Here is a 25,147-nt window from a genome sequence, read left to right on the forward strand (position 1 = left end):
GGACCAAATGAGGTGTCTGACACCCGTGCGAGACGGTCGTCAAGCCGGCACGCCGGCGCGGGGGTGTCAGACACCGGCGGCATGCCAAGAGACGCCGCCAGCATCGGGGGTTTGACACCCTCCAACCCGATTTCCGGAAGCATCCATGGACCTGAAGCACATCCGAACGTTTGCCGCCGTCGCGCGGGAAGGCAATCTGACGCGCGCGGCGGAGCATCTGCATTTGACGCAGCCTGCGCTTAGCCTGCAGCTCAAGAACTTCCAGGAATCGCTGGACCTGACGCTTTTTGCGCGCTCGGCGCAAGGGTTGGCGCCTAACGCGGACGGGCGGGCGTTGTTGCCGGCGGCGCAGCGGGTGCTGGACGCGCTGGATGACTTTCAGCGCGCCATCGGTGCGTTGCGCGATACCGTGCAGGGCGAGCTGCGCATGGGGACGATCCTGGACCCGGAATTCTTGCGGCTGGGTGCGACGCTGCAGTATCTGGTCGAGCATTATCCGAAGATCCGCCCCACCCTGCGGCATGGCATGTCGGGATCGGTCGGCCGACAGGTGCGCACCGGGGAGTTGGACGTGGGGTTCTTTCTGGGGCCTCAACTCCGCGACGAGGATGCGCGGGGCGGCCTACCGCGGGACGGGCAGCCGCGGAACAGCCCTCCCCGCGGCAGCCAGCCATCCGGTCTGCACGCCCAATCACTCGCTTCCTTTTCCTATTACGTCGTCGCCCCCAAAAGCTGGAGCGCGCAAGTCGCCGGCCGTGGCTGGGCGGAGATCGCGGCGCTGCCCTGGATCTGGACCCCGCCGGATTCGGTCCATCACCGCCTGCTATCCGACAAGTTCGACGCGCTGGGCATCACGCCCCACGCGGTGGCCGAGGTGGACCAGGAGGCCTCGATGCTTGATCTGGTGCGCTCGGGCGTCGGCCTGTCCCTCGCGCGCGACGCCATCGCGCTGCGCGAATCGCAGTCCAGCGGCCTGCAGCTCGTGAAGGGCCTGTCGATCCAGGCCGAGCTGTCGTTCATCACCCAGGCCGCGCGGCGCGACGACCCGCTGGTGGCTGCGGCCTTCGCTGCGGTTCGAGCGGCCTTCGCCTGAATTGCCTTTCCGCGATTGGCCATCGGCGCTCGGCTATCGAGCCCCTGATGTTGTCTCCGCCACCGCCGTCGCCAGCCACCGCCACCAATCAATCATGTTGCGCTGCGCCAAACGAGTGCAGGCCGCACACGTCTATGCACCGATACGAAGCACGCGCATAAACCGGCGTGATCCCGCCGCGTCGCCGCGCGGTCCGGCCGCCGCCCCTGCTTTCCCTATGAATCCAAACGGATTCCCCCCCGCTAGATCGTCTTTCGACATACCTGGCACGGACTTTGCTTAATTGCCTATGTGCGGGTGCAGACCCGGCAAGACAACGTGAGCAGTACCGGCAATGGCGCCCCGACCGAAAGGTCCAGGGCGCCGTTTGCCTTTTGAAATCCGAAAATCCAAGCCTGGGGAAATCCCATGAATGCAGCGGCCACATCCGATTCCTTGCAGACGCTGGTTGTCATCGGCAACGGCATGGTGGGTCATCATTGCGTCGAGCAATTGATCGCCCGCGGCGCACTCGAGCGCTATCGCATCACCATCTTTGGCGAGGAAACCCGCCGCGCCTATGACCGCGTCCATCTGTCCGAATACCTGAATGGCCGCGACGCCGAGTCGATGGCGCTGGGCGAGGCTTCGCTTTATGAGCACGAAGGCGTGTCGCTGCGCCTGGGCGAGCCCGTGCTGGACATCGACAGCCACGCCCGGGAAGTCATCACCGCCAATGGCCGCTTTGCCTACGACAAGCTGGTGCTGGCGACCGGCTCCTATCCCTTTGTGCCGCCCATCGCGGGCGCCGAGGGCAACTCGCGTCTGGTGTACCGCAGCATCGACGACCTGGACCTGATCCGCGAAGCCGCCAGCGGCGCGCGGCGCGGCGTGGTCGTGGGCGGCGGGCTCTTGGGACTGGAAGCGGCCAACGCGCTCAAGTCGCTGAATCTGGAAGCCCACGTGGTGGAATTCGCGCCGCGGCTGATGCCGGTGCAGCTGGACGAAGCCGGCGGCGCGGCGCTGAAGGCGCGCATCGAGTCGCTGGGCGTGGGCGTGCACCTGTCGCGCGCCACGCAGGACATCAAGCCCGGCACGCAATACCGCTACCGCATGCGTTTCGCCGAAGGCGCGCCGCTGGAGACCGACCTGATCGTGTTCTCGGCCGGCATCCGTCCGCAGGTCTTCCTGGCGCGCAAGGCCGGGCTGGCGCTGGCCGAGCGCGGCGGCGTCGCCATCGACGACCGCTGCCGCAGCAGCGACGAGCACATCTACGCCATCGGCGAATGCGCCTCGTGGAACGGCACGGTGTTCGGTCTGGTCGCCCCCGGCTATCAGATGGCTCGCATCGTCGCCGCCGAACTCTGTGGCGCGCCCGAACAGGCGTTTTCGGGCGCCGACATGTCCACGAAGCTCAAGCTCTTGGGCGTGGACGTGGGCTCGATTGGCGACGCGCATGGCGCCACGCCGGGCTCGCGCAGCTACCGGTACATCGACGAGGCCGGCTCCAGCTACCGCCGCCTGGTGATCTCCGAAGACGGCAAGCGCGTGCTGGGCGCGGTTCTGGTGGGCGACAACAGCTACTACGACACGCTGCTGCAATACGCGCAGAACGGCATCGCGCCGCCCGCGGATCCGTCCAGCCTGATCCTGCCGCAAGGCCAGGCCGCGCCGCTGCTGGGCGTGGACGCCCTGCCCGCCACCGCCACGATCTGCTCCTGCCACAACGTCAACAAGGGCGCGATCTGCGACGCCATCGACGGCGGCTGTACGGACCTGGCCGGCGTCAAGGCCTGCACCAAGGCGGCCTCGGGCTGCGGCGGCTGCGCGGGCCTGCTCAAGCAGGTGGTCGAACACGAACTCGCCAGCCGCGGCGTCGTGGTGGACAAGAGCCTGTGCGAGCACTTTGCCTACACCCGCCAGGAGCTGTACGCGATCGTGCGCGTCAGTGGCGCCGAGACCTTCGAAGAAGTCCTGGCCAGCCACGGCCGCGGCCACGTCGGCTGCGAGATCTGCAAGCCCGCCATCGGCTCGATCCTGGCGTCCTGCTGGAACCGGCCGATTCAGGACCCGCACCTGGTGCCGCTGCAGGACACCAACGACACCTTCATGGCCAACATGCAGAAGAACGGCACCTATTCGGTGGTGCCGCGCATGCCGGCCGGCGAAGTCACGCCCGATGGCCTGATCGCCGTCGGCTTGGTCGCCAAGAAATACAACCTGTACGTCAAGGTGACGGGCGGCCAGCGCATCGATCTGTTCGGCGCGCAACTGCACGAGCTGCCCGGCATCTGGTCGGAACTGATCGCCGCCGGCTTCGAGACCGGCCACGCGTACGGCAAGTCCACCCGCACCGTGAAGTCGTGCGTGGGCAGCACCTGGTGCCGCTTCGGCGTGCAGGACAGCGTGAAGATGGCGCTGGACATCGAGCACCGCTACAAGGGCCTGCGCGCCCCGCACAAGCTGAAGTTCGCCGTGTCCGGCTGCACCCGCGAATGCGCCGAGGCGCAAAGCAAGGACATCGGCGTCATCGCCACCGAGAACGGCTGGAACCTGTACGTGTGCGGCAACGGCGGCATGCGGCCGCGCCACGCCGAACTCTTTGCCACCGACCTCGATGACGCCACGCTAATCAGCTACATCGATCGCCTCTTGATGTTCTACATCCGCACGGCCGACAAGCTGCAGCGCACGTCGGTGTGGCGCGAGTCGCTGGAGGGCGGGCTGGACTACCTGAAGGCGGTCGTGATCGACGACAGCCTGGGTCTGGGCGCCGAGCTTGAGGCGCAGATGCAACTGGTGGTGGACCGCTACGAATGCGAGTGGGCCAACGCCATCGGCGATCCCGAAAAGCTCAAGCGCTTCCGCACCTTCGTCAACGACAGCCAGGGCGACCCCGACATCCAGTTCGTGCAGGAACGCGGCCAGCCCCGCCCGGCCCCGGCGCGCGCCGCACAGCGCGTCATCCCGATTGCCGAGGAGATCGTCTGATGGCCGCCCTGCCCAAAACCCAACCCACCTGGCGCCACGCGTGCGACCGCCAGGATCTCGTCGCCAATTCCGGCGTGGTCGCGCTGGTCGACGGCGCGCAGGTCGCCCTGTTCTACCTGCCGGACGCGCCGGGCCAAACCCTGTACGCCGTGTCGAACCGCGATCCGAAGTCCGGCGCCAACGTCATCGGCCGGGGCATCGTCGGCCAGTTGGCCGGCGACCTGGTCGTGGCGTCCCCCCTCTACAAGCAGCACTTCCGGCTGGCCGACGGCAGCTGCGTGCAATTTCCCGAGCAGCGCCTGCAGACCTGGCAGGCGCGTTTCAACGGCGACGCGGTCGAAATCGCCTGACGGGCGCCGCAAACGTATTCAACACATCAGCACAGCAACAGGAAACATCATGTCCTACCTAGCTCCCTCCGAATTCGTCACCAAGATGGTGGATGCCGGCGAATCGAAGCTCTACATGGCGACCCGCGACGTCCTGATCCGCGCCTTCATGGCCGGCGCCATCCTCGCGATCGCCGCAGTCTTCGCCGTCACCGTCACGGTGCAGACCGGCTCGCCCATCCTCGGCGCCGCGCTCTTTCCGGTCGGCTTCTGCATCCTGTACCTGATGGGCTTCGACCTTCTGACGGGCGTATTCGTGCTGACCCCGCTGGCGCTCTTCGACAAGCGGCCCGGCGTCACGATGGGCGGCATCCTCAAGCACTGGGGCAAGGTCTTCGTGGGCAACTTCCTGGGCGCGCTGACCGTCGCCGTGCTGATGGCCATCGTCTTCACCTACGGCTTTTCGGTGCCGCCCAACAAGGTCGGCCAGGTCATCTCGCACATCGGCGAAGACCGCACGCTGGGCTACAAGGAATACGGCGCGGGCGGCATGCTGACGATCTTCATCCGCGGCGTGCTGTGCAACTGGATGGTGTCGCTGGGCGTCGTGGGCGCCATGATTTCCACCACCGTCAGCGGCAAGGTCATCGCGATGTGGATGCCCGTCATGCTGTTCTTCGCCATGGGCTTCGAGCACTCCATCGTCAACATGTTCCTGTTCCCGTCGGCCATGATCATGGGCGGCAACTTCTCGATCATGGACTACATGATCTGGAACGAAATCCCGGTGGTGCTGGGCAACCTGATCGGCGGGATCTCGCTGACGGGCCTGACGCTCTACACGACGCACATGAAGACCGCGCCCAAGCGCCGCTTCAACTGATACGCCCCGGCATGGACAGCTTCACGCCCGCCGCTTCGCCCACCGCCTCGCTGAAAGTGGCGGTGGGCCAGCACACCGATCCCGGCGTCAAGTCCGTCAACCAGGACTTCCACGGGCTGTGCGTGCCGGGCGAGCCGCTGCTCGGCGCCAAGGGCATCGCCATCGCGCTGGCCGACGGCATCAGCAGCAGCAACGTCAGCCACATCGCCAGCGAAACGGCCGTGGCCAGCTTTCTGGAAGACTATTACTGCACGCCCGAAACGTGGTCCGTGAAGAAGTCGGCCCAGAAGGTGCTGAGCGCAGCCAACGCCTGGCTGCATTCGCAGAGCCGCCAGCGCCACGGGCAGGATCAGGACAGCGGCTACGTCTGCACGCTGACCGTGATGGTGCTCAAGGGCGCCACCGCGCACATCCTGCATATCGGCGACGCGCGCATCTATCGTCTGCGCGACGGCGTGGTCGAGCAGCTGACCGAGGACCACCGCGTCTGGGTCGCGCACGACAAAAGCTATCTGGGCCGCGCGCTGGGCCTGGCGCCGCACCTGGAGATCGACTATCACACGCAGGCCGTGGAACCGGGCGACGTGTTCCTGCTGGCGACCGACGGCGTGTACGAGCATGTCGGCGACGACGATCTGCGTGAGGCCGTCACCGCCCATACCGGCGATCTGGACGCCGCCGCGCGCGCATTGGTCGCGCTAGCGCTTGCCCGCGGCAGCGACGACAACCTGACCATCCAGATCGTGCGCGTTGACGCCCTGCCCGCGCGCCAGGCCGGCGAACTGGCCCAGTACTCCGGCAGCCTGCCCTGCCCGCCGCTGCTGGACGTGGGCCAGATGTTCGAAGGCTTTCGCATCACCGACGAGCTGCGTGCCAGCAGCCGCAGCCACGTCTATCTGGCCGAAGACCTCGACAGCGGCGACACCGTCGTCATCAAGATTCCGTCACTGGACCTGCGGCACGATCCCGCCTATCTGGAACGCCTCTTGACCGAGGAATGGCTGGCGCGCCGCATCGACAGCCGCCACGTCGTGCGGGCCTGGCCGCGCACGCGGCAGCGCCGCTCGCTCTACACCGTCAGCGAATACATCGAAGGCCGCACGCTGACGCAATGGATGGCCACCAATCCGCGTCCCGCGCTGGAACCGGCAATTGCCATCATCGAGCAGATCGCGCGCGGCCTGCAGGCCTTTCACCGGCTGGAGATCGTGCATCAGGATCTGCGGCCGGACAACATCCTGATCACGCCCGACGGCACGGCAAAGATCATCGACCTGGGTTCGGCCCGCACGGCCGGCATCCAGGAACTCGGTGCGGATGGCGACGACGCCATGCCGGTGCTGGGCACCGCCCAATATGCGGCGCCCGAATATTTTCTGGGCGAAGCCGGCATGGCGCGGTCCGACATCTATTCGCTGGCGGCGATCCTGTACCAGATGCTCTCCGGCCGCCTGCCGTACGGCGCCAACGTGGCGCGCTCGCGCAGCCGCGCCGCGCAACTGCGTCTGACCTACGTGTCGGTGCTGGACCGGGAACGCGAAATTCCGGCCTGGATCGACAGCGTGCTCAGCCGCGCCCTGCATCCCGACCCGCAGCACCGCACGCCCGAGCTGTCCGAATTCACGCACGCGCTGCGCAATCCGCCGGACGTGCGCGGCGGCGAACGACTGCCCCTGCTGGAACGCAATCCGGTGGCTTTCTGGAAAGGCCTGTGCCTTGTCCTGGCCATCGTGATCGTGATCCAGGCCCTGAACACCTGATACGAGACGACCATGCCCGCCACGAATCCCACCGTGTCCCTGATCGGCGCCGGCCCCGGCGACCCCGAGCTGCTGACCTTGAAAGCCGTCAAGGCGCTGGCCCGCGCCGACGTCGTCCTGGTCGACGACCTGGTCAACCCCGAAATCCTGCAGCACTGCCCGAACGCCCGCATCGTTCGCGTGGGCAAGCGCGGGGGCTGCCGCTCCACGCCGCAGGATTTCATCCAACGCCTGATGCTGCGTTACGCCCGCCAGGGTCTGCGCGTGGCGCGCCTGAAGGGTGGCGACCCGTGCATCTTTGGCCGTGGCGGCGAGGAAGCGCAGTGGCTCAGCGATCACGGCGTCGCCTGTGAGATCGTGAACGGCATTACCGCCGGGCTGGCCGCGGCCACGTCTGCCGGCATCCCGCTGACGCAGCGCGGCATGGCGCAGGGCGTTACACTCATCACCGCGCATTCGCAGGACGGCGCAACGCCCGATTGGTCCGGATTGGCGCGCAGCGGCACGACGCTGGTGGTCTACATGGGCGTGGCAAAGGTGCACGACATGACCCGCCAGTTGCTCGCCGCCGGGATGACCCCGGACACGCCGGTAGCGATGATCGAGCGCGCGTCGCTTCCCGGCCAGCGGGTCTGTGCATCGACCCTGGCCGGCATGGCGTCCGACGCCCAGGCCTTCCAGTTACGCAGCCCGGCCGTGCTGGTCATCGGCGAGGTTGCCGCCTGCCGGATGTTCGGCGTGCTGGACGACGCAGCAGGCGCGATGGCGCCGCAACGCCGGACGGCCTGATTTCCGAAAAGACACCGCGCCTCACCCCGCATAGAGATTCCGATGGCCGAACGCCACATGCCGCCGCCGCTGCGCTTTCTGCTCGCCGCCCGCCGCAGCGAGCTCCAGGGCCTGGAAATCCTGGCCGCCACGTGCGACCTGGTGCTGCGCATCAGCGCGCTCGTGCATACGCTGCAAAAAGAGCGCGGCTACTCCAACCTGACTCTTTGCAGCGCCGCCGACCGGCTGCAGCCGGCGCTGGCCGGCCTGTCGAGCGACGCGCAGGTCGTGGAAGCCGACGTGCGCGCATTCCTGGACGGGCTGGAGGCCGACACCGCGGCCGGCAGCAGCCGCGCGCGTCTGCTCAATTGCATTGCGTACGCCCTATTCCGCCTGGACGAATTGCCGGCCTTGCGCCGTGAGGTCCGCGACCGCCGCATTCAGGTGGAGGATGCCGATACCCGCTTCACCCAGGTAATCGGCAGCCTGTTGGCAGTGGTCTTCGAAGCCGCCGACTCTTCGCTCGATCCGGATGTCACACGCCTCTTGGTGGCACTGTTGAATTTCATGCAAGGCAAGGAACTGAGCGGCCAGGAGCGCGCCTGCGGCGTCATGGGCTTTACGGCCGGCTGGTTCGACGACGCCCGCAAGGCGCGCATGCTGGGCCTGGCGGCCAACCAGGCGCGCAGTTTCGGCGTCTACACGCAATACGCGCAAGGCGCGCCGCTGCAGGCCTGGGACCAGGTTCAGCAGCAGGCGCAGCCGGTACAACGCATGCGCGACATGGCGCAGCACACGTCGGACGCGCAGCGTGTCGACAGCGGCCTGGCCGAATTGTGGTTTGACCTGTGCACCGCGCGCATCGACGCCATGCGCAGCGTCGAAACACAGTTGGCGCAGGAGCTGGCGCAGCAATGCGCCCGGCGCATCGCCGACACCCGTCAGGAACTGGACGACCGCCGCCTGCTGCTAAGCCGCTACACCGATCACGCCAGCGGCCGCGCCCCCAGCATGGTGTTCAGCGTGCAGAGCCGCATCCTGGACGTGCCGCCCGAGGACGGCGTGGGCAGCGAACTGGAACGGTCGATCCTGGACATGATGCGCGAACAGACGCTGCGCATGCAGCACGCCGACGATGCGCTGACCAGCGTGCGGGGCGCGCTGGACGACAGAAAGCGCATCGACCGCGCCAAGCTGCTGCTGATCAGCCGCTATGGCCTGACCGAGCAGGCGGCGCATGAACGCCTGCAACGCGCGGCGATGGACGGCGGCCTGTCGCTGGCGGACGTGGCGCGGCAGATCATTGCGCAGTTGGGCGGCAACTGAATCGCCGGCTTTGAAGAGTAAATGCCCTAGCGGAACACGCGCTGCACCAGGCTGACGGCCGCCGCCGCCAGCGCCACCCCCGCCACGATCTGGAAATGATCCAGGCTGGCCAGCAGCACCGACTGCTGGTTCAGCAGTTGCGCGATCTGCGCCGTGGCAAGCTGCTGTGCCTGTGCCGGCCCCGCCGCCGCGGTGAAATAGGCGGTCAGCTGCGCCATCGCCGCCTCGAACTGCGCGTTGCCGGTCGCGATGCTTTCCTGCAGCACCGTGTAGTGCCGCGACGTGAACCACTGCTGGCCGACGGTGGCCAGCATGATGCCAAGCGCCTGGCCGATCTGCGCCAGCATGTTCTTGACCTGCTGCGCATGGGCAAACACCGCCGGATCGCCCGTCAGGCCGGTGAACGTCTGCATCGCGGTCGTGGGCATGAGGGTCATGATGAACATGCCGTAGCAGGCCAGCGCGGGAAACACGTCGGTCCACATGTTGGCCGTGGGCGTCAGGCGCGACATCCACACTCCGAATGCCGCCAGCGCCAGAAAGCCGGTCACGAAGAACTTGCGCGGCGACGGCCAACGCGGCAGCAGTTGCGACATGACGGCCCAGGTCAGCACGCCCGCCCCCAGCCCCATCGCGAAGAACTCGCCCGCGGTGATCCATGCCTGCCCCAGCGCGCGTTGCAGCATCAGCGGCACCAGGTAGCCATTGGCGCCAAGCATCACGTAGCAGACCATGAAGAGGCCCAGCCCACACAGGAAGCGCACCTCCTTCATGCCGCCCAGCCTGAGCAGCGGCGCGCCGTTGCGCGTCTCCGACCACACGAAGTAACCCAGCGCGGCCACGCCCGCCGCGGCCGACAGCGCCAGGAAGCTGCCCTGGCTGAAGAAGTCGTAATAGGCGCGCTGCAACGCATGCAGCACCAGAAAACTGCCGGCGCCCAGCGCCGCGATCGGCAACAGGCGCACGTTGCCAGCCAGCACCGAGCCCGCTTCACGGCCCGGCATGGCCAGCATGACGGGCGCCATCGCCAGCAGCGACAGCGCCGCGATCAGCCAGAACATCAACGGCCAGCCATCGTGCTCGACGGCCATCGCGGCCAGCCACGGCGCCAGCGCCGTGCCCACGCAAAGTCCCGTCGCCAAGGCCTTGATGCCCAGAAAACGCGCCGGACTGGGCGGAATCAGGTTCACGGTCAGCCGGGACGACGTGAGCATCGCCGCGCAGCCCATCGCCATCAGTACCCGCCCCAGCAGGAACCCGGCCTGGTCCGCTGCCAGCGCGCACACGGCCGCGCCCACGCCCGCCGCGGCCAGCGACGCCAGCAGGTAGACCCGCAGGCCCAGCCGGTGCGTCAGCCAGCCCTGCAACGCGATCATCATCACCGCCACGCAGGCGTAGATGAGCGCGATATGCGTGTATTCCTCGGGGCTGGCGCCGATTTCGCCCATGATGGGCGCGGCGCCAAACGTGGCCATGCCGTTCTGCAGGAAGTCGATGAACGTCAGCGCGCCGATGACCAGCAGCAGCGAGACCGGGGGCTTGGGGTGGGACATGGTGTGCCGCCCGATCAAAGGTTGGCGTCGATGATGGCGCGCACCTGCGCGTCGGCCTGGGCCAGTTCGTCGGCATACACCGCCGTCGTGTAGGCCTGCGCCTGCCCCTGCGCCGCGACCAGGCGCTTGCCGTCGCGCGCTTCGGTGTCCACCTCGACCCGCATCGACAGGCCAAGCTGCAGCGGCTGCGCGGCGACCTCGTCCGGGTCCAGCGCAATGCGCACCGGCACGCGCTGAACCACCTTGATCCAGTTGCCGGTGGCGTTCTGCGCCGGCAGCAGCGAGAACGCGCTGCCCGTCCCCGCATCCTGGCCCAGCACGCGGCCGTGATAGACCACGTTGCCCCCGTACAGGTCGGTGGTCAGCTTGACGGGCTGGCCGATACGCACATGGCGCAACTGCGATTCCTTCAGGTTGGCCGTGACCCACAGCTGATCCAGCGGCACCACCGACATCAGCGGCGCGCCGGCCGCCACACGTTGTCCGACCTGCACGCCACGCTTGGTCACCACGCCGCCCACCGGCGCCGGGACCTTGGTCCGCGCGAGCGCCACGCTGGCATTGCGCAGTTGCACGGCCGCGGCCTGCACTTCCGGGTGCGATTCGACCGTGGTGCCGTCGATCAGGGCATGGTTGCGCTTGAGCTGTTCGTTCGCAACGTCCAGCGCGGCGCGCGCGGTGCGTACGGCCTGTTGCGCATGGACCAATTCCTCGCCGGGGATGGCGCCGATCTTGGCCAGCGCAGACCGGCGCGACACGTCCTCTTGCGCGCGGGCCAGGTCGACCTTGCGCAGCGCCACGGTGGCGCCGTCCTGCCCGGCCATCGCAAACTGGCCCCGCACCTGCCGCACGCTGCGCGCCAGATTGGCGCGCGCGGCGTCCAGCGCCAGTTGGGCGTCCACGCCGTTCAGCTCGATCAGGACCGTGCCCGCCTCGACCCGGTCGGTGTTGTCGGCACGGATCGCGGTCACCACGCCGCCGACCTGCGGCGTCACCTGCACGACGTTGCCTTCGACGTAGGCGTCTTCCGTCGAAACCCAACGGCCGTCGGAGTATTCGGCGTAGGCGCCGGCCAGCACGGCGACGGCCAGGATCGAAGCGCCGCTGACTGCTATTTTGCGGGCCAGACTGCCGCGCGGACGGGGTGTTGAGGGCGGCGGGTTCGGGGTGGATTCGGGCTTCATGGCTTGCGGGGAATCAGTATGGGAAGGAGCGGATGGATGGGGATGGCGGTTCACGTCTTGGGCACATACCCCCCGCCCAGCGCCCGGATCAGTTCCAGATGCAGCGCCCGGTTGCGCGTGTCCAGTTCGATCAGCGCCTGCTTTTGCTGCAGCACCTGGCCTTCGGCGGACAGCACCTGCAGATAGCTGCCCACGCCGCTGCGGTAGCGCGCGGACGCCATGTCGTAGGCTTCCTGCGTCAGCCGCAGCGCTTCCTGCTGCTGCGCTGACCGCTCGGCCTGCCAGCGCAGCGACACCAACTGGTCCACCACGTCGTGCAGCGCCGTGACCAGCGTGCCGTTGTATTGCTCGACCGCCACGTCGTACTCGGCCTGCCGCGCGCCGAGGTTGCCGCGCAGCCGGCCGCCGTCAAACACCGGCAGCGAGATTGCCGGCCCGATACCCAGCACGCGGCTGCCGGCGTTCAGCAGGTCCGACAAGCCCAGGCTTTGCAGGCCGGCAAACGCCGTCAGGCTGACGTTGGGATAGAACTGCGCGCGGGCGACCTTGATCTCAGCGCCGGCCGCTTCCACGCGCCAGCGCTGCGCCACCACGTCTGGCCGGCGGCCGATCAGTTCCGCCGGCACCGTTGTCGGGACCGCGCCGGCAAAACCGCCGCGCAGCGCCGGCCGGCGCACCTGAATGCCCGCGTCCGGCCCGCGGCCGACCAGCGCCGCCACCTGATTACGCGTCAGCGCGATCTGTTCGTTGAGTGCGGCGATGCGTTCGCGCGTCGCGGGCAGCGCGGCCTCGGCCTGCTTCATGTCCAGGCGCGAATCCAGTTGCGCGTCGACGCGGCGCTGGGTCAGCTTGAGGGTGTCCTCGCGCTGGCGCAGCGTGTCTTCAGCCAGGTCGCGCAGCAGATACGCGGTGTCCAGCTTCAGGTACGCGCGCACCAGCGACGTCGTCAGCATCAGCTCGGCGGCATGGCGGTCAACCTCGGCGGCCTGCGCGCGCTGCAGCGCGGCGTCCAGCGCGGCCCGGTTCTTGCCCCAGAAGTCGATCTCGTAGCCCACGGCCGCCTGCAGGTCGGCCGTCCAATCCCACGAGCCGGCCAGCGGCTGCGGCGTGGTGCTGTGCTCGCTGAAACGCTGGCGCGTTGCGCGGCCATTCAGATTGCCCTGCGGCGACAGCGGCGCCCCCGCAACGCTGGCCAGCGCATCCGCCTGGCGCACCCGCGCGGCCGCGACCCGCAGGCTCGGCTGCTCGGCCAGCGCGGATTCCACAAGCTGGTTCAACTGCGCGTCGCCGAAACTCTCCCACCACGCCTCGGTCGGCCATGCAGCCGGGGACACCGGCGTCCCGTCAAGCGACGCGGTCGCCGCCAACTGATTGGCGCTGTCCACCGTCGAATGGGGATGCAGGCCGCCCGTGCTGGCGCATCCGGCCAGTAGCACCGCCGACAGGATGAGGCCCACGATGCGTCCGGGGCGCCTTGGACGCAGGAGAGTTGGGGAGGAGACTTGCATGGTGAAGAGGGTCTTTCCTTGCTCAGGCTGTATATGCCTAGGCAGATAAATAGATAAAAAAATCGGCGGACCAGAAAAGCGCTAGTCCGCCCGCGCGTTGATCAGAATGCGGGACAGCAGCTTTTGCAACAGTTCCGCTTCCGCATCGGAAAAGCCGTCCAGCAGCTTGCGAAACGCCACCTCGGTGACTTGTCGCGCCTGCGGAAACGCTGCCTGGCCCTGCTCGGTGAGCTCGATCAGCGAGCTGCGGCGGTCGGACTCGTTCTCCACCCGGCGGATGAAACCTTTGGCAGCGATCCGATCCAGCAGCCGGGTCATCGCGCCCGAGTCGTACGCCAGGACGCGGCAGAAGTCGCTGAGCGTGCGGCCCCACCCCTTGACGATGCAATTGAGCACGACGTACTGCTGCACGGTGATCTGCAGCGGGGCCAGCTCGCGGTCCAGCGCTTCGTGAATGCCGTTGCGCACGGAGGTCACCAGGAATCCCAGCTCGCCGGTGCACAGTTCGTCCAGGACGGAGGGTTTTGTGTTGCTCATGATCGGGGTGGCAAGCAGCCGTTGGAATCAACGGACGCATATTAGCTGCCTAGGCAGCTATTTAGCAAGGAGAATCTGACGATACGTGCCGGATTTCATACGCCAGGCCCCGACTGTCCGCGACGCATCACCCGATCCCGATCCGCCGCGCGCCCTCGCGGAACAGCGCCTGCGTGTCCGGCTCCAGCCGGAACGATGCCAGAAAGTCGTCTACCCGATAGGACGATTGCGCCTTGCGGATGGCGGGCAGAAAGCCCAGCGCCTCGTTGGTCCGGCCGGCCAGCGACAGGCAGCACGCGGCAATCGCCAGGATGTGCACATGCGCGTTGGGCCGCGCGGCCGCCTTGATCGCCCATCCGGCCGCCTCGTCGATCCTGCCCAGCCGCACCAGCGCCAGCGCGCGCACGGCCAGCATGCCGAAAAGCAGCGGATCGAAGGGACTCAGATGGCGGGAATGGTCGGATGCGCCGATGGCGGCCTCGGCGTCGCCCATCTGGCAGTCGACAAAGCCCAGCGTGTAATGGCCCAGCGCGAAGTTCGGGCTGAGGTCCACGGCGATCTGCAGTTCGCTGACCGACTGGTCCTGGCTGCCGCGCAGCCACAGCGCCCGCCCCATCGCCCAGTGCGCCGCCGGATCCCGGTCATCGGCGATCAGGCTTTGTCCGGCGGTTTCGAACGCCCGGTCGATCGCGTCGCCCTGCTCGTCCCAGCGCTGGAACGCCGTCTGCCAATGCGTAAACGACAAGCCCGCGTAGGCCCGCGAAAATGTCGGATCCAGCCGCACCGCCATCTCGAAGAAATGCCGCGCCTGCTCGTTGTCGGTACGGTTGAACCGGTACATATGCCACAGACCGCGGTGATGCGCCTGCCATGCGTCCAGCGAATTGGGCGGCGTCAGGATCGCGCGGTTGCGCTCGGCGGCTTCGATTTCAATATCGACGGACGCCACGATCCGGTTGCCGATCTCGTCCAGCGCCAGCAGCGCGTCGTCAAACGGGTGGTCTAGAACATCCGCCCAGACGATGCGCGCCGTGCGCGAATCGACCAGTTGCACATCCACGGCAAGCCGCTGGCCGTGACGCCGCAGCGAGCCGCTGACGACGTAATCCACGTTGAGCGTGCGGCCTGCTTCCTCCGGTCCCACGCTGCGCTGATCCAGCGCAAACACGGTGCCCTGCGCAATGACGAACAGGCTGCGCAGCTTGGCCAGCCGCGCGATGACGTCAAAGGCCAGGCCGTCCGCCAATCCGCCGCGCACGCCCGCCTGCGCGGACCGGTCCACGAACGGCATGACCGCGATGGAGGCGCGCCCGCGCCGGTCCGGGAGGGGATCGGAGAGCAGCCCCGCTGCCGGAATCTCAACCAGATCCGCGGCATGATTCGAAACCTGCCCTGACGCCTGCACACCGCCCGCCCGTCGCGTGCGCACGTCGCGCCACGCCTCGCGCAGCGGCCGCCCGTCCAGCCCCTCGGCCTCAAACGCGCGCACTGCCGCGGCCAGATGCTCCTCGCCTTCGCGCCACTGCCCGCGCAGTCCCAGCGCGTCCAGCATCAGTTCATGCGCCTGCGCGTCGAACGGCGCCAGTTGCAGCCATTTATCCAGGCAGTCGAAGCGTTCTTCCGCCCCCGCCGGCAGGCTCGCGGCCTGGTGCGCCAGCACGGCCGCATGACAGGCCCGCAGGCGCCGGCGCTGCGCGGTCAGCCAGCTATGAAAGGCCGGGCTGCGGCCGATCTCCAGTCCTTCCAGGAAATCACCCTTGAACAGCGCCGACAGGGCACGCAGCCCTTCTGGGCTTACCTTGTCGATGCCCGCCTGCATCGCCGCGCCAATCTCGATGACATCCACCCGGCAATCGGACAGATCCAGCCGCACGGCGTCCTGCACCGCCTCGACCCGGCGGCGGCCCGGCTCGTCCAGTAGGCCGCGCGCCTTGCTCAGGCACCAGCGCAACTCACCGCGCGGATCGTTCGGAATGTCCCACAGCAATTCGCACAGGTGCGAGCGCATCACGGCGTGGGGGGCCAGCGCCAGGTAGGCGATCAGCCCCCTCAGCTTGCGAGACGGCGGCAACGCCAGCGGGTCGCCGCCGCGGCTGATCGCCATCGGCCCCAGCATGCGCACGTGGATGCCCGCGCCGGTCGAATCCACGGCAGATTCCACGCCCGCTACCACGCTCGCCTCCACGCCCGGTTTTTATCGTTGGTTCCGGGGCGCACGGCACGCGAATTCCTTCGCGGCGCTGGTTGCACTACCCCGGCGCGCTGGCAATGGATGCCGTCGCGCACCCCACGCAATAACGGAGACACACCATGTCCATTTCCTCCCTTGCCACCAGTGACGTGCGCGAAACCGCACAGCCCGACCTGGCCGCCTTGAAGACTCGCCAGCAGGGCACCTGGTCCTCCGGGGACTACGCCGTCGTCGGCACCACGCTGCAGATCGTAGGAGAACAGCTTTGCGAAGCCCTTGATGTCCGTGCCGGCCAGAAAGTGCTGGACGTTGCCGCCGGCAACGGCAACGCCACGCTGGCCGCCGCCCGCCGCTGGTGCGACGTCACGTCGACCGACTACGTGCCCGCGCTGCTCAGCCGCGGCCGCGAACGCGCCGCCGCGGAACGCCTGAAGATCGAATTCCAGGAGGCCGACGCCGAGGCGCTGCCCTTCCCCGACGCCGCGTTTGACGTCGTCATGTCGACCTTCGGGGTGATGTTCACGGCCGACCAGGACAAGGCCGCGTCCGAACTGATGCGCGTGTGCAAGCACGGCGGCAAGATCGGCCTGGCCAACTGGACGCCCGACGGCTTCATCGGCCAGATCTTCAAGACCATCGGCAAGCATCTGCCCCCGCCCGCCGGCGTCAAATCCCCCGCACTGTGGGGCACCAAGGCGCGCATTGAAGAGATGTTCGGATCGCAGGCCGCGTCGATTCAGTGCGAACCGCGCCACTTCGTGTTCCGCTACCGCTCGCCCGAGCACTGGATGCAGGTCTTCAAGACCTACTACGGCCCGCTGCTCAAGGCCTTCGGTGCGCTGGAACCGGCGGCGCAGACGGCACTGACGGCCGACATCACCGCGCAGATCCAACGCTTCAACCGCTCTGGCGATTCGGCGGTCGTGGTGCCCAGCGAGTACATGGAAATCGTGATCACCCGCCGGTGATCGCGCGGCGAACCCCGCCTCGCAAGAGGCGGGAATGGCCTGGCGGTCGGCTGTGTGGTCCATGGCGCAACGCCTTCACGGCCGTCCGCCGGCAAGCGCCGGGCAACCGTTGTTGAGGAACCATCGTTGAAGTAGGCAGCGGCGTGCCCCGCCGCTGCCGCACTGGGTGCGAGCCCATAGCCGAAATAATACGCCCGCCCCTGACCCTACGGCAGGTTCTCCCGGAATATCACCTGGCTGCGCGCCAACTCCACCCCGTTCATCGCGCTGCGCTTATCCCGCAGATTGCTGAAAATACGCACGCAGCTCATCAGCGCTTCCATCGGACTTTGCGTAATCACGGCGTCCATGGTGCCGTCGATCAGCAGCGACCGCGTATCGGGCGTTAACCCATGCCCGATGAAAACAATCCGGTGCTGCTGCCCTGCCTCTTTCAGCGCGCGAGCCACGCCGTCCGATGCGCCGCCGATGTTGTAAATCCCGGCGAGCTGCGGATATTGCTCCAGCAACTGCCGCGTCTGCTCGTAGTTGCGCTGCGCGTCGTCATAGCCTTCGCGCAGGTCCACCACCTGCATCGCCTGGAACTGTTCGGCGTAGAGCTGCAGAAACCCGCTTTCCCGCTCTTCATGCGCACGGTAATGCCGCGACCCCGCAATCAACGCGACATGCGCCGCGCGCAACCCGATGAAGCGCGCGATCAGGTAGCCGGCCGTGCGTCCGGCGGCGCGGTTGTCCAAGCCCACATAAGCCGTGCGCGCGCTGTTGGCGATGTCCGAGATCAGCGTCACCGTCGGCACGCCCTGCTGCGCCAGCGCGTTCACGGCCTCGCGCACCACCGGATGCTCCAGCGCCATGAACGCAATTCCGTCGGCCCGCTTGCCATGCTTGACCAGCGCCTGCGCCAGCGCGTCGGGATTGAAGCTCTCCACATACTCGACGTGGCACTTGGCATTGAGCGGCGCAAAGTGCTCGTGCGCGAAGCTGACCGTGTCGCCCAGCATGCGCAGGTAGCGGTTGCTGCCGCGCGGCAGCAGAAACACCAGCCGCATGGGCTCGGGCGCCGGGGCCGCGTACGCCTCGTCGTCCGGCAGGTAGTCCAGATCGATGGCGGCCTTGAAGACCTTTTGCGCCGTGGCCGGGCGCACGCCGGGCCGGCGGTTCAGCACGCGATCGGCCGTCGCGGTCGACACGCCTGCGCGGGCAGCCACATCGGCCAGCCGGGCGAGTCCACGAGAGGAGGCACTTTTACTCACATCAAAAACCATCATGAATAAGATTTGACGATGATAGCGCCTATTCACTATTGTCCACAGTGCCGCATGGCTCAGGCGGTTTTGTGGCACATCAAAAAACATCATAAGTAAGACAACGGAGACAACCATGAAGCTGCTTACTCGCCGCAGTGCCCTGCGCCGCCTTTGCGCGGTCCCCGCCCTTGCCGTCGCCGGCACCGGCTTTCCGCTGATCGCCCGCGCCGCCGATTACTCGCTCAAGTACGGCAACAACCTGCCGGTGACGCATCCGCTGAACATCCGCGCGCAGGAAGCGGCCGAACGCATCCTCAAGGAGAGCAACGGCCGCGTCGACATCAAGATCTTCCCGAACAACCAGCTTGGCGGCGACACCGACATGTTGGCCCAGGTGCGTTCGGGCGGCATCGACTTCTTCACGCCGTCCGCCCTGGTGATCGCCACGCTGGTGCCGGTGGCCGCCATCAACGCCGTCGGCTTCGCGTTCAAGGACTACGACCAGGTCTGGAACGCCATGGACGGCGCGCTGGGCGCCCACGTGCGCGCCGCCATCGCGCAGCGCAAGCTCTACGCCTTTGAAAAGATGTGGGACAACGGTTTCCGCCAGACCACCAGCAGCAAGGGCCCGGTCAACACCGCCGCCGACATGGACGGCCTGAAGATCCGCGTGCCGGTGAGCTCGCTGCCGATCTCCATGTTCAAGGGCCTGGGCGCCGCGCCGGCCAGCCTGCAGTTCAGCGAGGTCTACTCGTCGCTGCAGACCAAGGTGGTGGACGCGCAGGAAAACCCCCTGCCCATCATCCAGGTCGCCAAGCTGTACGAAGTGCAGAAGTACTGCTCGCTGACCAAGCATATCTGGGACGGCTACTGGTTCATCGCCAACGGCCGCATGTGGGAAGGCCTGCCCGCCGACCTGAAGACGGTGGTGGCACGCGGCATCAATGAAGCGGGCCTGGCCCAGCGCGAAGACATCAAGAAGCTCAACGCCTCGGTGCAGGCAGACCTGGAATCCAAGGGCCTGGTGTTCAACCAGCCTTCCGCGGACAGCTTCCGCGAACAACTGCGCACCGCGGGCTTCTACAAGGAATGGCAAGGCCGGTTCGGCAACGAGGCCTGGGGCTTGCTGGAGCAGTCCGTCGGCAAGCTGGCCTGAGGTCGCGCGCCATGTCCTCCCTGTCCGCTCCCCACGCCGCGGCGCCCGCGCTGCCGGCCAATCCCCTGCGCCGGACGGCCGGCGCGCTCGATAGCGTGCTGGGCACCGTGGTCGAACACGTTGCCGCCGCCATCGTGCTGGTCGAGATCCTCGTCCTGTTTGCCGGCGTGGTGGCGCGCTACGCGTTCCACAGCCCGCTGGTCTGGTCCGACGAACTCGCCTCCATCCTGTTCCTCTGGCTGTCCATGCTGGGCGCCGTCGTGGCGTTGCGGCGCGGCGAGCACATGCGCATGACCGCGCTGGTGAACAACGTCAGCCCCGCGCGCCGCGCGCAGCTTGAAACCGCGGCGCTCGCGGCCTCGCTGGCCTTCCTGGTGCTGATCCTGGCGCCCGCCATCGAGTACGCGCATGAAGAGCACTTCATCATCACGCCCGCGCTGGAGCTCAGCAACGCCTGGCGCGCCTCGGCGATTCCGGTGGGCATGGGGCTGATGGGCATCATCGCGCTGCTGCGCCTCTTGCGCACGCAGCCGCTGCCGCAGGTCGCCATGGCGCTGGCTGGTGTGGCGGCAGTCGTCGGGCTCTTCTGGATGGCGCAGCCGCTGTTCGCGGGCCTGGGCAAGCTGAACCTGGTGATCTTCTTCGTGGGCATCGTCGCCGCCACCGTGTTTTCGGGCGTCCCGATTGCCTTCTCGTTCGCGCTTGCCACCTTCTCGTACCTGGCGCTGACCACCAACACGCCGATGGTCGTCATGGTGGGCCGGCTGGACGAAGGCATGTCGCACCTGATGCTGCTGGCGGTGCCGCTCTTTATCTTCCTGGGCTCGCTGATCGAAATGACCGGCATGGCGCGCGCCATGATCCAGTTCCTGGCCAGCCTGCTCGGCCACGTGCGCGGCGGGCTGTCGTACGTGCTGATCGGCGCCATGTACCTGGTGTCCGGCATCTCGGGCTCGAAGATCGCCGACATGGCGGCCATCGCGCCCGTGCTGTTCCCGGAAATGAAAAAGCGCGGCGCCAAGCCCGGCGATCTGGTCGCCCTGCTGTCCGCCACCGGCGCGCAGACCGAAACGATTCCGCCGTCCATCGTGCTCATCACCATCGGTTCGGTGACGGGCGTGTCGATCGCCGCGCTGTTCACGGGCGGCCTGCTGCCCGCCGTCGTACTGGGCCTGGCCCTGTGCGGCGTGGTCTGGTGGCGCTACCGCAAGGAAGACCTGAGCCTTGTCCAGCGCTTCACCTTCAAGGAGATCGGCCGCTTCTTCATGATCGCGCTGCCCGCCGTGGCCCTGCCGTTCGTGATCCGCGCCGCCGTCGTCGAAGGCGTGGCGACCGCGACCGAGGTCTCCACCATCGGCATCGTGTACTCCGTCGTCGTGGGCCTTGTGATCTACCGCTGCTTCGACTGGGCGCGTGTGAAACCCATGCTGATCGAGACCGCCTCCCTGTCCGGCGCCATCATGCTGATCGTGGGCTGCGCCACCGCCATGGCATGGGCGCTGACGCAGTCGGGATTCTCAGGCGATCTGGCCAAACTGATGGCGGGCATGCCCGGCGGCAGCTACGGCTTCCTGGCCGTCTCCATCGTGGCCTTCATCATCCTGGGCAGTGTGCTGGAAGGCATTCCCGCCATCGTGCTGTTCGGCCCGCTCCTGTTCCCGATCGCGGTGCAGGCCGGCGTGCACGAGGTCCACTACGCCATGGTCGTGATCTTCGCGATGGGCATTGGCCTGTTCGCACCGCCCTTCGGTGTCGGCTACTACGGCGCCTGCGCCATCAGCCGAGTCGATCCCAACGAGGGCATCCGCCCGATCTGGGGCTACATCGGCGCGCTGCTGATCGGCCTGATCGTCGTGGCCGCCTTCCCCTGGTTCTCCATCGGTTTCCTGTGACGCGACGCGGCCCCTTGCGGGCCGCGCCCTTCCCGTCTCTCAGCCACCCTTTTTAAAAAGATCCAACATGAGTCGTTTCCTGGGCGAGATCCGCCAACTCGGTTATGTCGTGCACGACATCGAAGCCGCCATGGACTACTGGAGCACCAAGCTCGGCGTGGGTCCCTGGTACTACAACCCGCGCGTGCCGATCGTCAATTACCAATACGACGGCGTGGGATATGAACCGCACAACTCCGTCGCCCTGGCCAACTCCGGCTATGTGCAGGTCGAACTGATCCAGACCCGCAACGACGTGCCCTCCATGTACCGCGACTTCCTGCAAGCCGGCCGCACCGGCCTGCAGCACGTCGCCTACTGGACCGAAAGCTACGACGCCGACCTGGAACGCCTGCTGGCGCAGGGCTTCAAGCCCAAGATGAGCGGCGAAGTCGGCGAGAAAGGCCGCTTCATCTACTTCGACACCGAATACCACCCCGGCACCGTCATCGAGCTCTCCGAAGTGGCCGGTCCCAAGGGCCGCCTCTTCGACCTGATCCGCGAAAGCTCGGTGAACTGGGACGGCAAGGACCCCGTCCGCGCCTTCCCCGACCTGAGCCGCCTCTGATACGCCCCTGCCGCACACCGCCACCATGAATTCCCAATCGTTTACCGCCACCTACCTGATTGAAACCCCCGTCGACCCCGCCAAGGTTGCGGAGGTCATGGCCGGCGAGCAGTCCTGCGGCACCTTCACGCGCGTTCAGGGCGAAACGGACGAGCTGCGCGCCCGCGCACGCGCCCGCATCGAATCCATCGAAACGCTGGAAACGGTCGACACGCCCAGCCTGCCCAACGCCTACCTCGCGCGCCAGCCGGGCGGCATGCCCGCCAAGTTCCAGCGCGCGCGGATTCGCATCGCGTTTCCCGTCGCCAACGTGGGCGCCAACCTGCCCACGCTGGCCGCCACAGTCGGCGGCAATCTGTACGACCTGGGCGAGGTCACCGGCTTGCGGCTGGAAAGCATGGAACTGCCCGCCAACTACCGCGCCCAGTTCGACCTGCCGCAAGTCGGCATCGCCGGCACGCGCGCGCTGACCGGCGTGGACAAGGGCCCGCTGGTCGGCACCATCATCAAACCCAACGTCGGCCTCTCGCCCGAGCAGACCGCGCACCTGGTGGCGCAGCTTTGCGCGGCCGGCGTGGACTTCATCAAGGACGACGAGGTGTGCGCCAACCCGGCCCACGCCCCGCTCGCCCAGCGCGTCGCGGCAGTCATGGCCGTCGTGCGCGCGCACCGCGAACGCACCGGCCGCAACGTGATGGTCGCGTTCAACATCACCGACGAAACCGACGCCATGCGCCGCCACGCCGACCTGATCGAACGCGAACGCGGCACCTGCGTCATGGCCAGCCTGAACTGGTGCGGCTATTCGGCCATCCAGACCCTGCGCCGCAGCACGCCGCTGGCGCTGCACGGCCACCGCAATGGGTTCGGTGCGCTGTCGCGCCATCCGCTGCTGGGCATGGGGTTTCAGGCGTATCAGACGCTGTGGCGGCTGGCGGGCGTGGATCACATGCACGTGCATGGGTTGCAAGGAAAGTTCTCGCAGGAGGACAGCGAAGTCGTGGATTCGGCCCGCGATTGCCTGGCGTCGCTGACGCCGGGGATTGACGACGCCGTCATGCCTGCTTTTTCGTCGGGTCAGTGGGCCGGGACGGTGCCCGCCACGTGGGCCGCCGTGCGCAGCGACGATCTGCTGTTCATGTCCGGCGGCGGCATTCTGGCGCATCCGGATGGTCCGGCGGCTGGGGTGCAGAGCATTCGGCAGGCGTGGCACGCCGTGCGGGACAACCAGCGCCTGGAAGACTACGCCCGCAACGCGCCGGAACTTCAGCGCGCGTTGGAATTTTTTGGAAACCGCGCATGATTGGCGGCACTGCGCCGCAGGTCTGTTGGTATGGCGACGACTTCACCGGCGCCACGGACACGCTCGCCGAGGTCGCCCGGGCAGGCCTGCGCAGTTTATTGTTTTTGGGCGTGCCTTCTTTTGCGCAACTGGAGCGTGCCGGTCCGCTGGACGCCATCGGCATCGCCGGCGCCGCGCGTGGCATGACGCCCGAGGAGATGGTCGAGGAACTGCGCACGGTTGGCGCGTTCATGGCAAACACCGGCGCGCGCGTGCTGCATTACAAATGCTGTTCCACCTTCGACAGCGCGCCGCACGTCGGCAGCATCGGGGTGGCGGTGCGGGAGCTGCGGCGGCATTTTGCGAATCCCATCGTGCCGATCGTTGGCGGTCAGCCAAGCATTGGCCGGTATTGCAGCTTTGGCAACCTCTTTGCGCGCGCGGGGTCTGCGCCGGAGATTCATCGCATTGATCGCCATCCCGTGATGAGCGTGCATCCGGTCACGCCCATGCACGAGGCGGATTTAAGGCAGCATTTGGAGGCGCAGGGGTTAGCGGGCGTGCGGTCGGTGCCGCATGTTGCTTATCCTTCGGCTTGGGATGCGGATGCGGAGGCAGGTGCGAACTCGGCTGTGGATTCAGCTTCGAGTTCGACTGCGCTTGATGCATGGATTGACCAGCTCATCGAAAGCACAAACGGCCCTCTGCTCCTCGATCTGGTCGATGAATCGCAGCTCGCCGTGATCGGCCGCCTGATTCAACGCGCCGCTTCCCGCGCGCCGCTTTTGGCCGTCGGCCCAAGCAGTGTGCAACAGGCGCTGGCCCGTGCACGGTCTGCTGAACATTCAGGCGCTGCACCGGCAACGCCACTCGGCCCCGCGAACGGCCCGGTGCTGGTCGTCGCGGGAAGCCTGTCGCCGGTCACCGCCCGGCAGATCGCCGCTTGCGAACGCTATACGCGCCAGCCGCTGCAAGTCGAGCGGCTGCTGACGGATGACAACTACGCCGCGCAACAGGTTGCATTGGCCGCCACCACGCTGGCCGAGGGCCGCAACGTGCTGGTGCATACCGACAAGCCTGCCGGCATGGTCACCGCCAAGCAAACCGCCGCCACCGCCCGGGCAACCGCCAGCCTGGTCGCGGACATCGTGCGCGCCAGCGCACAGGCCGGCCAACGGCTGAACCGCATTGGCATCGCCGGTGGCGATACCTCAAGCCAGGCGACGCTTGCGCTCGGTTTGTGGGGGTTGGCGTTCCGATGCGTGCTCGCACCGGGGGTGACGGTCAGCGTCGCGCGTAGCGACGATCCGGTGACGGACGGAATCGAGTTGATGCTCAAGGGTGGGCAGATGGGCGGAGATCGATTGTTTGATGCGTTGACCACGGGCAACAGCTAGGCGCTTGGCAGCGCGTTATGCTCCCCGGCGGAAGATCCCGCTTTTCGCTGGATCCGATCAAACAGGAGCCCCCGCAATGAATTGGCGTATCCGCGCGGCCAGCATGGCTGCCCTCTTGCTTTGCCTTGCAGCGCCTGCGTCGGCGCAATCGCTGGCCACACAGGCCGAATGGCAAAAGGCTGTCAGCCAAAAGATCCTGCGCGGCATCGGGCTCCCGGCAGCGACCCGCGAGATGAATTCTCCTGTCGTGCTCAAGGTTCGCATCGCCATCCTTCGCGAAGGCACCATCGACACGGTCACGCTGGTGGAATCTTCGGGCAGCGCCGCCGTGGATGAGGCGACGCTCGGCATGATCCGGCGCAACGGCACGGTACCGCCCTTCTCTGCCGACATGGCAGAAGACCGCAAGGATCTGACGTTGCCCATCCGGTTTTATTTCAATGGTGACGCGCCGCCCGGGCTCCCTGCCACGCGAACGAGGTAGAGGGTCGGCGGC

The 25,147-nt window shown here is 67.2% G+C and carries 20 protein-coding genes; 14 read left to right on the forward strand and 6 right to left on the reverse strand.

The features are described from left to right. Positions 1 to 145 precede the first annotated feature (145 nt). The 7 genes from CLM73_RS16550 (at position 146) to CLM73_RS16580 (ending at position 9,129) form a co-directional block, all read left to right on the forward strand. Positions 146 to 1,093 carry a LysR family transcriptional regulator gene (locus tag CLM73_RS16550; RefSeq protein WP_105239362.1) on the forward strand — a complete coding sequence of 316 codons (948 nt, stop codon included), beginning with the start codon at positions 146 to 148 and terminating at the stop codon, positions 1,091 to 1,093. 408 nt (positions 1,094 to 1,501) lie between these two features. Further along, positions 1,502 to 4,063 (forward strand): nitrite reductase large subunit NirB, encoded by a 2,562-nt coding sequence (nirB, locus tag CLM73_RS16555; protein ID WP_105239363.1) that lies wholly within the window; start codon positions 1,502 to 1,504, stop codon positions 4,061 to 4,063. Then, on the forward strand, positions 4,063 to 4,413 hold the full coding sequence (gene nirD, locus CLM73_RS16560) for a nitrite reductase small subunit NirD (protein WP_105239364.1): 351 nt from the start codon (positions 4,063 to 4,065) through the stop codon (positions 4,411 to 4,413). Before nirB ends, nirD begins: the two co-directional genes overlap by 1 nt. Before the next feature lie 49 nt (positions 4,414 to 4,462). Continuing rightward, a complete protein-coding gene (locus tag CLM73_RS16565; RefSeq protein WP_056562246.1) occupies positions 4,463 to 5,275 on the forward strand; it encodes a formate/nitrite transporter family protein in 813 nt (270 codons plus the stop codon). A gap of 11 nt (positions 5,276 to 5,286) precedes the next feature. Next, positions 5,287 to 7,035, forward strand: coding sequence for a bifunctional protein-serine/threonine kinase/phosphatase (locus CLM73_RS16570; RefSeq protein WP_105239365.1), 1,749 nt, complete (start codon positions 5,287 to 5,289; stop codon positions 7,033 to 7,035). Positions 7,036 to 7,047: 12 nt separating this feature from the next. Next, positions 7,048 to 7,824 carry a uroporphyrinogen-III C-methyltransferase gene (gene cobA / locus CLM73_RS16575; RefSeq protein WP_105239366.1) on the forward strand — a complete coding sequence of 259 codons (777 nt, stop codon included), beginning with the start codon at positions 7,048 to 7,050 and terminating at the stop codon, positions 7,822 to 7,824. A gap of 42 nt (positions 7,825 to 7,866) precedes the next feature. Further along, positions 7,867 to 9,129, forward strand: coding sequence for a nitrate- and nitrite sensing domain-containing protein (locus tag CLM73_RS16580; RefSeq protein ID WP_105239367.1), 1,263 nt, complete (start codon positions 7,867 to 7,869; stop codon positions 9,127 to 9,129). 26 nt (positions 9,130 to 9,155) lie between these two features. On the opposite strand, the gene CLM73_RS16585 is transcribed toward CLM73_RS16580, so the two are convergent. The 5 genes from CLM73_RS16585 to CLM73_RS16605 all read right to left on the reverse strand — a co-directional run bounded on the left by CLM73_RS16585 (position 9,156) and on the right by CLM73_RS16605 (position 16,060). After that, positions 9,156 to 10,682, reverse strand: a complete 1,527-nt coding sequence (locus tag CLM73_RS16585) for an MFS transporter (protein WP_105239368.1) — start codon at positions 10,680 to 10,682, stop codon at positions 9,156 to 9,158. A 14-nt stretch (positions 10,683 to 10,696) separates the two neighbouring features. Beyond that, positions 10,697 to 11,866, reverse strand: a complete 1,170-nt coding sequence (locus CLM73_RS16590; protein WP_105239369.1) for an efflux RND transporter periplasmic adaptor subunit — start codon at positions 11,864 to 11,866, stop codon at positions 10,697 to 10,699. Positions 11,867 to 11,916: 50 nt separating this feature from the next. Beyond that, entirely contained in the window at positions 11,917 to 13,323 is a 1,407-nt protein-coding gene (locus CLM73_RS16595) for an efflux transporter outer membrane subunit (RefSeq protein ID WP_234015654.1), read from the reverse strand. A 132-nt stretch (positions 13,324 to 13,455) separates the two neighbouring features. Continuing rightward, on the reverse strand, positions 13,456 to 13,911 hold the full coding sequence (locus CLM73_RS16600; protein WP_105239371.1) for a MarR family winged helix-turn-helix transcriptional regulator: 456 nt from the start codon (positions 13,909 to 13,911) through the stop codon (positions 13,456 to 13,458). A gap of 127 nt (positions 13,912 to 14,038) precedes the next feature. Next, positions 14,039 to 16,060: a transcriptional regulator gene (locus tag CLM73_RS16605; RefSeq protein WP_234015655.1), complete on the reverse strand. Its 2,022-nt coding sequence runs from the start codon at positions 16,058 to 16,060 to the stop codon at positions 14,039 to 14,041. Between the two features lie 161 nt (positions 16,061 to 16,221). Here CLM73_RS16605 and CLM73_RS16610 point away from each other — a divergent pair, with 161 nt between their 5' ends. Continuing rightward, a complete protein-coding gene (locus CLM73_RS16610; protein ID WP_056562271.1) occupies positions 16,222 to 17,070 on the forward strand; it encodes a class I SAM-dependent methyltransferase in 849 nt (282 codons plus the stop codon). 206 nt (positions 17,071 to 17,276) lie between these two features. Here CLM73_RS16610 and CLM73_RS16615 read toward each other — a convergent pair whose 3' ends face one another. Next, positions 17,277 to 18,338: a LacI family DNA-binding transcriptional regulator gene (locus tag CLM73_RS16615; protein ID WP_105239373.1), complete on the reverse strand. Its 1,062-nt coding sequence runs from the start codon at positions 18,336 to 18,338 to the stop codon at positions 17,277 to 17,279. Positions 18,339 to 18,450: 112 nt separating this feature from the next. Here CLM73_RS16615 and CLM73_RS16620 point away from each other — a divergent pair, with 112 nt between their 5' ends. The 6 genes from CLM73_RS16620 (at position 18,451) to CLM73_RS16645 (ending at position 25,135) form a co-directional block, all read left to right on the forward strand. Next, the gene (locus tag CLM73_RS16620; protein ID WP_105239374.1) at positions 18,451 to 19,473 is read left to right on the forward strand and encodes a TRAP transporter substrate-binding protein; all 1,023 of its coding nucleotides are present in this window, start codon (positions 18,451 to 18,453) and stop codon (positions 19,471 to 19,473) included. An 11-nt stretch (positions 19,474 to 19,484) separates the two neighbouring features. Continuing rightward, a complete protein-coding gene (locus CLM73_RS16625) occupies positions 19,485 to 21,365 on the forward strand; it encodes a TRAP transporter large permease subunit (protein ID WP_105239375.1) in 1,881 nt (626 codons plus the stop codon). A 67-nt stretch (positions 21,366 to 21,432) separates the two neighbouring features. Then, complete coding sequence (locus CLM73_RS16630; RefSeq protein WP_105239376.1) at positions 21,433 to 21,972, forward strand: VOC family protein; 540 nt, start codon at positions 21,433 to 21,435, stop codon at positions 21,970 to 21,972. Positions 21,973 to 21,997: 25 nt separating this feature from the next. After that, the gene (locus tag CLM73_RS16635) at positions 21,998 to 23,275 is read left to right on the forward strand and encodes a ribulose-bisphosphate carboxylase large subunit family protein (RefSeq protein WP_105239377.1); all 1,278 of its coding nucleotides are present in this window, start codon (positions 21,998 to 22,000) and stop codon (positions 23,273 to 23,275) included. After that, positions 23,272 to 24,651 (forward strand): four-carbon acid sugar kinase family protein, encoded by a 1,380-nt coding sequence (locus CLM73_RS16640; protein WP_105239378.1) that lies wholly within the window; start codon positions 23,272 to 23,274, stop codon positions 24,649 to 24,651. The genes CLM73_RS16635 and CLM73_RS16640 overlap by 4 nt, the downstream gene beginning before the upstream one ends. A 76-nt stretch (positions 24,652 to 24,727) precedes the next feature. After that, entirely contained in the window at positions 24,728 to 25,135 is a 408-nt protein-coding gene (locus CLM73_RS16645; protein ID WP_105239379.1) for a TonB family protein, read from the forward strand. Positions 25,136 to 25,147 lie beyond the last annotated feature (12 nt).

This window comes from Achromobacter spanius, assembly GCF_002966795.1.
In the GTDB taxonomy this organism is placed as follows: Bacteria; Pseudomonadota; Gammaproteobacteria; order Burkholderiales; family Burkholderiaceae_B; genus Achromobacter; species Achromobacter spanius_D.

Excerpts from the sequence above, each read along its gene's own strand:
- CLM73_RS16640 (WP_105239378.1), top strand. The coding sequence starts at position 23,272 with ATGATTGGCGGCACTGCGCCGCAGGTCTGTTGGTATGGCGACGACTTC.
- CLM73_RS16600 (WP_105239371.1), bottom strand. The coding sequence starts at position 13,911 with ATGAGCAACACAAAACCCTCCGTCCTGGACGAACTGTGCACCGGCGAG.
- CLM73_RS16550 (WP_105239362.1), top strand. The coding sequence starts at position 146 with ATGGACCTGAAGCACATCCGAACGTTTGCCGCCGTCGCGCGGGAAGGC.
- nirD (WP_105239364.1), top strand. The coding sequence starts at position 4,063 with ATGGCCGCCCTGCCCAAAACCCAACCCACCTGGCGCCACGCGTGCGAC.
- CLM73_RS16590 (WP_105239369.1), bottom strand. The coding sequence starts at position 11,866 with ATGAAGCCCGAATCCACCCCGAACCCGCCGCCCTCAACACCCCGTCCG.
- CLM73_RS16645 (WP_105239379.1), top strand. The coding sequence starts at position 24,728 with ATGAATTGGCGTATCCGCGCGGCCAGCATGGCTGCCCTCTTGCTTTGC.
- CLM73_RS16565 (WP_056562246.1), top strand. The coding sequence starts at position 4,463 with ATGTCCTACCTAGCTCCCTCCGAATTCGTCACCAAGATGGTGGATGCC.
- CLM73_RS16580 (WP_105239367.1), top strand. The coding sequence starts at position 7,867 with ATGGCCGAACGCCACATGCCGCCGCCGCTGCGCTTTCTGCTCGCCGCC.
- CLM73_RS16625 (WP_105239375.1), top strand. The coding sequence starts at position 19,485 with ATGTCCTCCCTGTCCGCTCCCCACGCCGCGGCGCCCGCGCTGCCGGCC.
- CLM73_RS16570 (WP_105239365.1), top strand. The coding sequence starts at position 5,287 with ATGGACAGCTTCACGCCCGCCGCTTCGCCCACCGCCTCGCTGAAAGTG.
- CLM73_RS16615 (WP_105239373.1), bottom strand. The coding sequence starts at position 18,338 with ATGATGGTTTTTGATGTGAGTAAAAGTGCCTCCTCTCGTGGACTCGCC.
- CLM73_RS16630 (WP_105239376.1), top strand. The coding sequence starts at position 21,433 with ATGAGTCGTTTCCTGGGCGAGATCCGCCAACTCGGTTATGTCGTGCAC.
- CLM73_RS16610 (WP_056562271.1), top strand. The coding sequence starts at position 16,222 with ATGTCCATTTCCTCCCTTGCCACCAGTGACGTGCGCGAAACCGCACAG.
- cobA (WP_105239366.1), top strand. The coding sequence starts at position 7,048 with ATGCCCGCCACGAATCCCACCGTGTCCCTGATCGGCGCCGGCCCCGGC.
- CLM73_RS16585 (WP_105239368.1), bottom strand. The coding sequence starts at position 10,682 with ATGTCCCACCCCAAGCCCCCGGTCTCGCTGCTGCTGGTCATCGGCGCG.
- CLM73_RS16620 (WP_105239374.1), top strand. The coding sequence starts at position 18,451 with ATGAAGCTGCTTACTCGCCGCAGTGCCCTGCGCCGCCTTTGCGCGGTC.
- nirB (WP_105239363.1), top strand. The coding sequence starts at position 1,502 with ATGAATGCAGCGGCCACATCCGATTCCTTGCAGACGCTGGTTGTCATC.
- CLM73_RS16635 (WP_105239377.1), top strand. The coding sequence starts at position 21,998 with ATGAATTCCCAATCGTTTACCGCCACCTACCTGATTGAAACCCCCGTC.